This is a genomic window from Nostoc sp. PCC 9305, from assembly GCF_963920915.1.
GTDB lineage: Bacteria > Cyanobacteriota > Cyanobacteriia > Cyanobacteriales > Nostocaceae > Nostoc.
In genome coordinates this window covers 1-12139 of the sequence record NZ_CAWUDN010000078.1, presented here as the reverse complement: position 1 = coordinate 12139, position 12139 = coordinate 1, and the positions used below count along the sequence as shown (strand labels likewise).

7 protein-coding genes are annotated in these 12139 nt (G+C 41.4%); 4 read left to right on the top strand and 3 right to left on the bottom strand.

Annotation, left to right across the window (positions count from 1 at the left end):
* Positions 1–227: 227 nt before the first annotated feature.
* Positions 228–659 carry an EamA family transporter gene (locus ACM0OX_RS24800; RefSeq protein ID WP_414517576.1) on the bottom strand — a complete coding sequence of 144 codons (432 nt, stop codon included), beginning with the start codon at positions 657–659 and terminating at the stop codon, positions 228–230.
* Positions 660–1064: 405 nt separating this feature from the next.
* On the opposite strand from ACM0OX_RS24800, the gene ACM0OX_RS24795 reads away from it, so the two are divergent.
* Positions 1065–2804 (top strand): serine/threonine protein kinase, encoded by a 1740-nt coding sequence (locus ACM0OX_RS24795; protein WP_414517575.1) that lies wholly within the window; start codon positions 1065–1067, stop codon positions 2802–2804.
* A gap of 22 nt (positions 2805–2826) precedes the next feature.
* Here the strand turns inward: ACM0OX_RS24795 and ACM0OX_RS24790 are convergent, their stop codons facing one another.
* Positions 2827–4425 carry a peptide ligase PGM1-related protein gene (locus tag ACM0OX_RS24790; protein ID WP_414517574.1) on the bottom strand — a complete coding sequence of 533 codons (1599 nt, stop codon included), beginning with the start codon at positions 4423–4425 and terminating at the stop codon, positions 2827–2829.
* A 560-nt stretch (positions 4426–4985) separates the two neighbouring features.
* On the opposite strand from ACM0OX_RS24790, the gene ACM0OX_RS24785 reads away from it, so the two are divergent.
* Positions 4986–5867, top strand: coding sequence for an SDR family oxidoreductase (locus ACM0OX_RS24785; RefSeq protein WP_414517573.1), 882 nt, complete (start codon positions 4986–4988; stop codon positions 5865–5867).
* A gap of 238 nt (positions 5868–6105) precedes the next feature.
* Complete coding sequence (locus ACM0OX_RS24780; RefSeq protein WP_414517572.1) at positions 6106–6363, top strand: hypothetical protein; 258 nt, start codon at positions 6106–6108, stop codon at positions 6361–6363.
* Between the two features lie 88 nt (positions 6364–6451).
* On the opposite strand, the gene mgtE is transcribed toward ACM0OX_RS24780, so the two are convergent.
* Complete coding sequence (gene mgtE / locus ACM0OX_RS24775) at positions 6452–7852, bottom strand: magnesium transporter (protein WP_414517571.1); 1401 nt, start codon at positions 7850–7852, stop codon at positions 6452–6454.
* 1015 nt (positions 7853–8867) lie between these two features.
* Between mgtE and ACM0OX_RS24770 the strand changes: the two genes are divergently transcribed.
* Complete coding sequence (locus tag ACM0OX_RS24770) at positions 8868–11900, top strand: PA14 domain-containing protein (protein ID WP_414517570.1); 3033 nt, start codon at positions 8868–8870, stop codon at positions 11898–11900.
* Positions 11901–12139: the final 239 nt, after the last annotated feature.

Sequence of the window (12139 nt, the reverse complement as noted above, 5' to 3'; positions counted from 1 at the left end):
ATATATTTTGCAAAACTTTAAGTATTCTGTAGCAAAGACTATCAGCACAGCAGACAAAAGCGCGTTGTCAACTATTAGTACAGTATGGCGTAAATCCACTTAGCATCTCAATTTAAAAGACTCGAAAACGATCAAAATCACCTTGTTAGAAGTAGGCAAATTTCTACTTAAAGCTACCTGACGTACTTGAACAATAGGAATTTTAAAACATTCTTGTAATTAAGACTTTAAATAATTAACACTAAAGTGCCTATGACTACTAACCCCGTTCCTAAAACGATCTTCCAGCTTAATGTTTCTCCCAAGAAAATAACTGAAAACAATAAAACTAATACCAAGCTTGATTTATCAATTGGTGCAACAAGTGAAGCTTTTCCTACTTGTAATGCTTGGAAGTAAAAAATCCATGATAACCCTGTAGATAATCCAGATAATAATAAGAAAATCATGGTTTTTTGGGATATAGCTAAGATATTAACTACGTTTCCCTGAAAAAATACAATCCCCCAAGCAACTACTAAGATGACAACAGTTCGGATTGCTGTTGCTAAATTAGCATTTACATTTTCTATCCCAATTTTGGCAAAGATAGTTGTCAATGCTGCAAAGCCAGCTGACAATAATGCATATATCCACCATGTTGTGGTGTTGCTTTCCATCTTAGCCTCCTGATTCGCTAGTCAAAATTAGCAGTGTAATTTAAGAAGAGTGTTAAATTCAATTACTTGTCTGTAAAGTTTGACTTGCTAGGTTCGTAATTTGCGCTCTACCGTTTCACTCTCTTAATCACTCAGCACTACTGAAGCAGACGATTCTCGTCGAACTTGCGCTAACTTAATATCAGGAACAAATTTCAACTGCTATTAGGTCTAAAGTTTAAACATTTTATCAAAATTATCACATTACTTTAAGTTACTAATATGTTAAGCTGAGTATAATTAGATAACTACTAGTAGCATATATTACTAATATTCATCTAAGTTATGAAGCAATCATATTTGTAATACTAGTACTATCTCTGACTAAAGTTAACATTTTAAAGTAACTAGGATGGGTTGCCCCAGATGAAATCCCCACCTTCTTCAAATTCTTGGAATGGTCGCTTCGTAGGTGATAACCAGCGATACCGTTTAGACAGACGGTTAGGCGGGGGTGGCATGGGAGAAGTCTTCCTAGCAACGGATACCCGTGTTGGTCAGCAGGTAGCGTTGAAGTTGCTCAAAGATACGCTAGTGGCATCACTCGAAATGAGAAAGCGTTTTGAGCGGGAGGTGGCAGTTTGTGCTGCTTTGCAAAGCGACCACATTGTTAAGATTAGTGATTGTGGTGTAACCCCGGAAGGTTTTCCATTTTATGTAATGGAATATTTGCGGGGGCAAACGCTCAGACAATTACTGCTACGCGAAAAGCGGCTGTCTGTTGAGCGGACGGTGAAGATTATGGCGCAAGTTTGTAAGGGTTTACAGCTTGCCCATCAAGGTGTGACTCTCCAACGGGATGGCGGCAAAACCACTGAACATATTCAGGTAGTTCACCGCGACCTGAAGCCAGATAATATATTTCTAATGCCAACAGATTTGGGAGAGTGGGTGAAGGTTTTGGATTTTGGTGTTGCCAAAATTCGTAGTGAATCTTCAGAAAATTCCAATATTACAAATATAACTAGTACATTTATCGGTACATTTCGTTACGCACCTCCCGAACAAATCCAAAGCGATCGAAACCTGGATGCTAGAGGTGATATTTACAGCTTAGGAATTATCCTTTATGAAATGCTGAGTGCCGCCGACCCCTTTGGAATCAGCATTAAGGGTAGTCATGTGAGTGAGGCTTCTTGGGTATTAGCTCATGCTTATGAGCCGCCAAAACCACTGCGCGAGCAACCAGGGTGCGAGAATTTACCCGTACAATTAGAAGCCGTGGTGATGAAATGCCTCCACAAGAACCCAGCTAACCGATTTGCAACGGTAGAAGAACTGAATCAGGCTTTGCAAGCTGCTGCCAAATTTGCCACAGAATCTAGCGTACCCGAACAAATGACTGGGCGATCGCAACCTTCTTCTAATCAAGGTTCAAATCACGAAACTGTTCCCAGACAATCGAACGACGATACCGTTATTCGCCCTCTATCTGGTTTCAATCAAGGTTCAAATCACGAAACTGTTCCCAGACAATCAAACGACGATACCGTTATTCGCCCTCCATCTGGTTTCAATCAAGGCTCAAATCACGAAACTGTTCCCAGACCATTTAACCCAGTTGAACAAAATCCACAAAGTCCTGGGAATAATCCGAACACCAGCAAACCTGATGTGACGTTATATCAACCACGACCAGGAGCTAATCAAGGTGGGCAACAAGTACCACCAGATAAGACGTTGTTTCAACCGCGACCAGGAGCTAATCAAGGCGGTCAACAAGTGCCACCAGACAAGACGTTGTTTCAACCACGACCAGGAGCTAATCAAGGTGGGCAACAAGTGTCACCAGATAAGACGTTGTTTCAACCGCGACCAGGAGCTAATCAAAGTAGACCACCAGTGCAACCAGATGTGACGTTGTATCAGCCACGACCTGCGTCTAATCAACGCAGACCACAAGCGCGAACGGATGACACTATTTACCAACCAAGACTAAGTGAGCAGCTAACTACGAGAATTAGTCCCAATTTCTTGCGAATCGTAGGGGTGGTGTTGGCTATTGGTCTGACTTTAGCAGTAGTAACCTATATATATACCCAATTGCAATCTGGTAAACAGCCAAACAACCAGCAAAATTTACCTAATAGCGATCGGCGCATTTAGAACTAATCAGCATTGCTGTGCCCTATAATTCATCCCAAACCACGGGAAAGGAATAATCTGAAAACGCCGAGAAATTACGATTTTCGCTGCGGGTTTCTTCATCCAGAACCTTGACAACTTTGTTATAAATATCTTGTGCTTGTTGCGGGGAATCACCGATGCTGGTTAATCCCACCTTGCCAAACTGCGAAAGGCAACCCATAAGATGAAACACTGTACCCGTTTCTGTACCGCTGTCGAAGTGCAGTCTGTGGTGAGCAATGATATCCATTAAATCATTAGGCAATAATCCCTGATAGCGCTCTTTTTGCAGATTATCAGTGGCAATGTAATATTTTGGACGACCTTGTTGACTATAAAATAAACCTGTGGAAAGGTCATAGCGGCCGTTCGTTAATAATTTCAGGGTCATGAATGGATGAGTTGTACCGCCTTTACGCAGGTTAATTTCGATCGCCTGAATATCCCACTCTCCCTTACCCTTGTCAACGGCGATAAAATCTACACCAAACCGCTCTAAAGTGCCTTTCTCTGCTAATTTTCTGCCAACTTGAAGTCCCAATTGCTGTAATTGCAATCGATATGTTTCATCAGCAGGAAAGCTGCAACCAAGATAAATCTGACCGTCTGGGCCTCCGAGAATTTGGTCGTGAGTTGAAAGGATTTCCACTTCGCCTTGGGGCGTGATCCGTCCTTGGACGCTGGGCGATCGCTTAATTTCCCCTTCCACAAATGCTTCGGTAATTGCCCCTAATTCCGGGATTCTTCCCGAAAAATTATCCCACGTCTCAAGTTTTGCTTGAAAGCGCATCGTTGAAAGGCGATCGCTAATTGCGGCTATCCTTTCGGCATGAGTACCAGTGTTTGGTGCTAAATTCTCAATCGGTCTGAGATCCAACAATGCATTCCCCTCTCCAGAAATGCCCTCGTTGAGTTTTACTACTACCCGTTTTAATGTTGGTTGGCGTTCCCACAAATCAACGGTAGCTTCTGCCAAATCTGTAGGGTTCCAAATTTTTTCGCTGCCATCTGGATGCGGTACTCCGCTTTCCTTGAAAATTTGCCGACTGCCACTTTTTGTTCCCCAAATCTGTAAATCTGGTGCAGCAGCATACAGTGGTACACCTAATTTTAAAGACAATTCGCCTTCCCAGTGCGAAGAGTTGTAGCAGATCATAAATGATTTATCTAGCCTCAAAGATTTCTGAATCCGCTCTAGCAGACGGGGACGTTCTAAAATCTTTTGGCTCAGAGGCTTAAGAGAGGAATCGTAAGTAGAAAGTAACAGCAAGCGATTGCGAGCATGAGAAAAGGGGATACCTGGCAAGAGCTGCAAATAATAATCAATGATACTCGGATGCAGCGGTACTGATGTTACATAAATCAGCCGAGTTTGGGGATTCCGCAACCTAATTAAGGAAAATAGTAATCTTTCTTCATAATGCTCGCAGCCTTCGATCTTTTGGAGTTCGCGCTGGTCGAGACTCAAGGAGGGAATAATTAAAATATCCGCTTCGCTATTGTCAAATAGTTCGCTTGTTTTCCAGCGATCGCGCAGGGTTAATTGTAAGTGGCGAAACTTTTCAACCTGTTCTAACTCAGAAATATTTAATGTTGCCATAACCCATGCCCTCTAATGATCTCAATGTAGCGCACCATGCATCCTTTTGGACGATGTATAGTCACCGTGTCAAGATTCAGGTAGTTTTGTAAAAAATTTCCGGAAGTCAGCAAGGATTAAGCAAACTATAGCAAGCCGCAAATCGCCGACTTCTTTAATTCTTTTCCCTCTTAAGGTTGAGTTAATTGCTGCTTACTTTACCTCTAGGGGGCGATAAAGTACAGCAATATAATAGTTAACTTGAAAACAGATGAAAAAGATAAATTCTTCATCACATTAGAGTTGTGTACTTATTTTCATGGTCAGGCGTGAGGATAAGTGATGTAAGTTGCGTAGAGTTGCTGGAATAAGTAAGTTTGGCAAACATCCAGGATATAAATGCCTAAAATTGCAAATGGCTAGTGAGAGTCAAAGCAAAAAATAGACCTTGGGTCGAATTTTCGATCCAAGGTTTAGTTATGAAATAGGGAATAGGAGAGATGAGAAAAAGGGGGTTTACTCAATACCCAATGCTCCATTCCCAAAGCCAAATTCAATATTCAATTACCAAGGTAAAACAGATGGCTAAATCAAAAGAACCAAAAGAGAAAAAAGAGCAAAAATTACAACCACCACAGCAACAAGAAACACCAGGTGTTGAATCAGAAATGACACCAAAGCCCAAAGCAGATGATGCTCAATATCGGGGTAGTGGTAAGTTACAAGATAAGGTAGCATTGATTACGGGTGCAGATAGTGGGATTGGTCGTGCTGTTGCGATCGCATTTGCAAAAGAAGGTGCAGATGTGGCAATCCTTTACCTTAACGAACACGATGATGCCAAAGAAACAAAACATTTGGTAGAAAAACAAGGACGTCGTGCAGTAACTATTGCAGGTGATATTGGCAATGAAAGTTTTTGTCAGCAAGCTATACAGCAAACAGTTGGTGAGTTTGGCAAACTCGATATTCTTGTCAACAACGCTGCTGAACAACATCCAAAAGAAAGTATTGAAGAAATTACCGAAGAACAACTAGAGCGAACTTTCCGCACTAATATCTTCTCGATGTTTTTCATGACTAAGGCTGCACTCAAGCATCTACAAGCAGGCAGTGCTATCATCAATACCACATCGGTAACAGCTTATAAAGGTAGCCCACATCTACTAGATTACTCATCTACGAAAGGTGCGATCGTTGCCTTCACTCGCTCCTTATCAAAAAATTTGGTATCCAAAGGAATTCGCGTTAATGCTGTCGCGCCAGGGCCAATTTGGACACCTTTAATTCCCTCAACTTTTCCTGAAGAGAAAGTTGAAACTTTTGGGAAACAAGTACCAATGGAAAGAGCCGGACAACCAGAAGAAGTTGCTCCTAGCTACGTATATTTAGCTTCTGATGATGGTTCTTATGTCTCTGGGCAAGTGTTACATGTCAATGGTGGAGATGTTGTCAATGGGTAATTAAAATAGTTAGGAGTTATGAGTGAGGAGTTAGGAATTAATAGTTATAAATAGTATATTTTAAACTTACAACTTTTAACTCTTAACTCTCAACTTATAACTCTTAACTTTTAACTCCTAACTCTCAACTTATAACTCTTAACTCTACCCTCATGGTCATCCATTGGAGGGATGATCTAATGTTGAAATATTGATAATCTGTCTAACAGCGTACATTTAAGAAATAATAACTACGTTTATGGCATCTCCTACACCACTGAAAGGCACAGAACTAGTAGATTGTGCTAGAGCAAATGCCCAGCAAGGAATTGAAACTGCTGCTTATCAATGTGGCTATAGTCAAGACCTCAACACATTTGCCAGAGAACTTAGAAAAGCTTGTGAAGATATGAATTTACAAGTAAAAGAACTTAGCGGATTAATTACTGACCAGGACATGATACTGCAATTGGGTACTGGTGAAATTGTTGCTCCAGATACGGAATCAGAATTGTAAAAGTTAAGTTAGTCATTTGTCCTTTGTCATTTATAGTGTGTTATTCACTAATGACCAATGACTAATGACCACTGACTAATGACTCTTTTCATAACTTTAAAATTACCCGCGCCAAATTGAAATAAATCAAAACACCTACAACATCAACTGCTGTGGTAATAAATGGTGCTGACATTAATGCCGGATCTAAACGAAGATAGCGAAATAGAAATGGCAGTGCTGAACCGGAGATCGAAGCCAAAATAGAAATAGCTACCAAACTAGTGCCTACAGCGATCGCTACTTCTAATCGTCCTTGCAGAAAATAAGCCCAGACAGTAGCGATCGTACCTAACATTCCTCCCAATAATGCCCCAGCGATCGCTTCCCGGCCGATTACCTGCAATGCACCAAGCGATCGGATTTCATCGGTATTCATCCCGCGAATCACCACTGTGGAAGATTGAGCGCCTACATTACCCCCAGTACCAGTCAACAAGGGGATAAAGGCTGTGAGTGCCACCACTTTTGCTAAAAGATCCTCTTGCGACTTAATAATCGTTCCTGTGACGGTATTGGTTATAAGTAAGACCAATAACCAGACAACTCGCTTCCGAGCAATTTCTAGCAAATTCATTTGAAAATAATTGTCGCCCCCCGACTGCACACCACCACCCAAGGCATAAATATCCTCGGTGGTTTCTTGTTGCAGAATATCAATCACATCATCTACCGTCACAATACCGACTAGAAGCTGTTCTCGATCTACCACAGGCACAGCCAAAAAATCATATCTTTGGATTAATCTTGCAACTTCTTCCTGGTCTGTATCAGTGTAGACAAACACCACATCACGGGTCATAATTTCGCCAATAATTTGCTCAGGTTGAGACGTTACTAATTCCCGCAACGATACAATTCCCGTCAAGCGCCTTGCCGCATCCATGACATAAAGATAATAAATCATCTCACTGGCATTAGCTAAGTTGCGAATTCGCTCTAGAGCTTGAGATACCGTCAAGTTTTCTTTCAGCGAGATCAACTCTAGCGTCATAATTCGCCCAGCTGTATCAGCTTCATAACCCAATAGTTGGGCTGTAGCTTGACGTTCCGCTGGACTTAGTTGTTCTAGTAAGCGATTGACGACTTTTGCCGGTAATTCATCAAATAACCTAGCTCGGTCATCCGGCGACATTTGATCGACAATATCGCAGACTTCCTGGCTTTTAAGTTCTTCAATTAACCGTTCTTGAACACTGTAGTCGAGATATTCATAAACCTCTATAGCCTCATCCTTAGAAAGCAAGCGAAAAGCCAAAGCGTGCATCGCTTCTGGCAAACCCTCAATCGCCTCGGCGATATCCGCAGGCTGCACGGGCACAAGAATAGATTTTGCTCCCTGCAAGTCTCCTGCTTCTAGGAGCATTTGCAGCTGAGTCCGCACTAAATCTCGCAATTCCCTGCGTGAGAGATTCTGGATGGTAGAGTTTAAATTGTTTGTCTCAGTCAAAGTCCACTTTCCTCAGCCAGTTTGAACAAGGTTGCTGCCCCTAGTCTAGGGGAAAGTGGGAATGTGCAACGTCAAACTTGTAATTTTTCTGACTTGGAGTAAATTAAAAACTTTTGTAAATGAACGAAAGAGAGGGTTTTGGGGGAAAGGGAAAAGCTTAAAGGGAAAAAACTTTATTAGGACTTACGCACGGGTAACGGAAAACGAACCACAGAGGGCGCAGAGTTCACGGAGGAATGAGAGTTTGAGAGGGTTTTTGCGTAAGTCCTATTTATATATCGAGCCTTCCAACTCTTTTCCCTTTAACCGAGCATGGATTGTGTTCTCTAGCTTAAATGCATGAATGGTGAGGCTTTTGCAAAAGTTTTTGTTCCACTGATTTTAGGTTATTACTATATTTCTGCTGGTTCTGGTAACAAAGAGATAAAGTAATAGTCAAAATGAAGTATAGATAAATATTAATTTTTCAAATCTTTAAATATTAAAATTTTTCTTTATACAAATTTTATATAGTTAATAAATTTGTAGATAAAACACATTAGATTATCCAGTATTTTGGCATTTTTTATTTAAACATCATCAAAACTTTGATATTCCTTTAAAAAAGGATATCTCAATATGAATATTTAAACAAAGTTCCATACAGAACATAGACATAACACCGCTATCTATTGTCAAATGTGTAAGCACTAAAAGAATACTTAAGTAATCTATGTAAAGTTACTGCATTTGACTAATTACGCATGTATTTGCTTTCTTTAGCATTACTTGCCTTGCTGAATATGCATCTGCACATCAGTCAATTTAGAAAATCTCAATAATTCAGTAATTTGTTGAAAGAAAACAAAGACTAACAAAGACTAATATATCTTCAACTAATTATTCATGATTAGTAATTACTGAATATATATTTATAAGTTAATCAATTATTAGCTTACAAGTATATTGATATCAAGCTTCATGATGCATTCTTTGTTGAAAAATTCAATGTAAAACTAATCCTGAAACAATAATTATGGCATCAAATCAAAACTTATCAACATCTGTAAGTCCAGTAATTACTACTAAATCATCTCTAGAAAGTATTGACCAAGGACAAACCAGCATTTCTGCTCGCTCTAGCCTACTCTCTCAAGGAGATGGACTCAAGGCAGAGTATTACGACAACATGGACTTCACCAACCTGAAGGTAACTCGTACAGATCAGACGGTGAACTTTAACTGGCGCGCTGGTTCTCCCGATGCATCGATTAATGCAGATACTTTCTCAGCGCGGTGGTCAGGTCAGGTAGAAGCCAAGTACAGCGAAACTTACAAGTTCTACACCACTGCTGATGATGGTGTGCGACTGTGGGTGAATGGTCAACAAATCATCAATCAGTTTATCGATCAACCTGCCACCGAATCCACTGGCTCGATCGCACTAGTTGCAGGTCAAAAGTACGATATTAAACTTGAGTACTACGAAAATAAATCCAATGCCGTTTCTCAACTGCGTTGGTCAAGCACCTCTCAGGCGAAGGAAATCATTCCTCAGTCGCAACTGTATAGTAATGTCAGCACACCTAGTAGTGGCAATGGACTCAAAGGAGAGTACTACGACAACATCGACTTCACTAACCTGAAGATAACTACTACAAATCCGACGGTGAACTTTAATTGGGGCGCTGATTCTCCCGCTCCATCGATTGATGCAGATAGCTTCTCAGCACGGTGGACAGGTCAGGTAGAAGCCAAGTACAGCGAAACTTACAAGTTCTACACCACTGCTGATGATGGTGTGCGACTGTGGGTGAATGGTCAACAAATCATCAATCAGTTTATCGATCAACCTGCCACCGAATCCACTGGCTCGATCGCACTAGTTGCAGGTCAAAAGTACGATATTAAACTTGAGTACTACGAAAATAAATCCAATGCCGTTTCTCAACTGCGTTGGTCAAGCACCTCTCAGGCGAAGGAAATCATTCCTCAGTCTCAACTTTATTCACCAGTTCTTCCGACCACTATCACCTTAGGATCGTCTTCGATGACTGTGAACGAAGACAGTGGTAGTGTTACCGTTAGAATACTTAGGACTGGAGATTTAAGTAGTACATCTTCAATTAAGTATGCAACTATAGCTAATACTGCTACAAAAGGAGTTGACTATGGGAGTGAAGGCGTTGAAAGTGCTGGAATACTTACTTTTGCGCCGGGACAAAGTAGCACGCAAGTATCCATTCCGATCAATGATGATTCCTCGATAGAAGGAGATGAAACCTTTAATTTTGCGATCGATCAGGCAGAGGGGGCAACACTCGGAGTCCAAAGAACTCTCGCAATTACGATTCAAGACAACGATCGCTCCGGCCTCGATTTCAGCCAGCCAGTAGTTAATGAGGGTGACGGTACTGCTAAGGTGACAGTTACACGGGGCAATGCTTCAGCGGCTGCTAGCGTCAACTACATAACCCAAGATGGGACTGCTAAAGCTGGATCTGACTACCAGGCTGTATCTGGAAGCTTGAGTTTTGCAGTCGCACAAACCAGCAACACCATTGTTATCCCCATTCTTAATGACAACGTTGGGGAATCAAATGAAACATTTGCTTTGAAGTTCAGTAACCCAGTTGGAGTGCAGCTAACTAATCAACAGACAAGTATCACTATTATTGATAATGATTCTGGTAACTTTGCTTTAGATACAGTAGTTTCTGGTTTGAATCAACCCACAGCTTTTGAATGGGCACCTGATGGTAACAGTATGTTCATTGCCCAGAAAAATGGGGTAGTGCGAGTCATGAAAAACGGTACTTTATTATCAACCCCGTTTACTGATATTAGTGGAGAGGTAAATGATACGCGCGATCGCGGTCTGTTAGGCATTGCCGTACATCCAGATTTTGGCAAAAGTCCAAACGGCAACAACTATGTTTACCTCTTGTATACCTACGATCCACCAGAAACTAATACAAGCAATTCTAAGAACAATCCCAATAGCACATTAGACGATCCTGACCAGAATGGGAATCGGACTGCACGGCTAAGTCGCTTTACAGCCGACCCCAACACTAATTACACTACTGCGATCGCTGGCAGCGAAGTTGTACTACTCGGCACAAATGGCACTTGGGCGAATATTGTCAAGCCAGATGGAAATAGTACAAATGTCACACTTGGCTATGCACCATCAGGAATTCTCAACAAAGATACTGGTAAGCCGTTTACCAGCTTGCAAGATTATCTCAATAATCTCGATAAAGTCCAAAATATCCAGAATTTTATAGCCAATGATAGTGAATCTCACTCAGTTGGTTCTGTGCGTTTTGGTACTGATGGTTCTCTGTTTGTGAGCTTAGGAGATGGTACTTCCTACAATGGAGTAGACCCCCGAGCAATTCGCGTCCAGGATAAGAATAATCTATCCGGCAAGATTCTGCGGATTGACCCGATTACTGGTAAAGGCTTATCAAGCAATCCTTTCTACAACGGTGACGCCAATAGCAATATTTCCAAAGTTTATGACTTAGGTCTGCGTAACCCCTTCCGTTTCACAATTGATAAAAAGACCAATACTCCCGTAATTGGTGATGTTGGCTTCGGTACTTACGAAGAGGTCAATGTCGGAAAACCAGGAGCTAACTTTGGCTGGCCATTCTATGAAGGTGGACTTGATGCAAATGGTAATGTTGTCAGTCTGAAACAACCAGTCTACGCTAATTTAGATGCAGCAAAAGCCTTCTATAATAGTGGCTCATCTGTTACAGAACCACTGTACACTTACAAGCATTCTGGTTCTAATTCGATCCTTGTGGGTGACTTTTACACAGGTAATACTTTCCCTGCAATCTATCAAGGTGCCTTATTCATTGGTGATTTCAGTCAAGGAACTATCGATGCTTTGATATTAGATAGTCAAGGTAAAGTTACCTCAGTTAAGCGGTTTGCTTCCCCAGCAGACAGACCTAATCTAGGACTGCCTACACAAATCACCACTGGCCCTGATGGTAATCTGTATTACGCAAACTTGACCGGAGGCGAGATCGATCGCTTCCGACCTGTTTAGAGATGAATTGAAGGAGGCAGGAGGCAGAAGGCAGGAAATAAACTCTTGATGTCTGATTTTGACTCCTGTACTTTATACTTCATCTAGTTGATAACTGATATAGCAGTTATCAGTAGACCTCTTGCATAAATCAAAAATAAGAAAGAACCCCACCCCGCCAAAGCTACGCTTTGTCTCCCCTCCCCGCTTGCGCTACGGTGTACACACATCTTTCTAGAAAACCAAAATCGTCGTAGATC

What these genes read in the sequence shown, in the direction of transcription:
- ACM0OX_RS24780 (WP_414517572.1), top strand. Translation starts at nt 6,106, where the DNA reads ATGGCATCTCCTACACCACTGAAAGGCACAGAACTAGTAGATTGTGCT.
- ACM0OX_RS24770 (WP_414517570.1), top strand. Translation starts at nt 8,868, where the DNA reads ATGGCATCAAATCAAAACTTATCAACATCTGTAAGTCCAGTAATTACT.
- ACM0OX_RS24800 (WP_414517576.1), bottom strand. Translation starts at nt 659, where the DNA reads ATGGAAAGCAACACCACAACATGGTGGATATATGCATTATTGTCAGCT.
- ACM0OX_RS24795 (WP_414517575.1), top strand. Translation starts at nt 1,065, where the DNA reads ATGAAATCCCCACCTTCTTCAAATTCTTGGAATGGTCGCTTCGTAGGT.
- ACM0OX_RS24790 (WP_414517574.1), bottom strand. Translation starts at nt 4,425, where the DNA reads ATGGCAACATTAAATATTTCTGAGTTAGAACAGGTTGAAAAGTTTCGC.
- ACM0OX_RS24785 (WP_414517573.1), top strand. Translation starts at nt 4,986, where the DNA reads ATGGCTAAATCAAAAGAACCAAAAGAGAAAAAAGAGCAAAAATTACAA.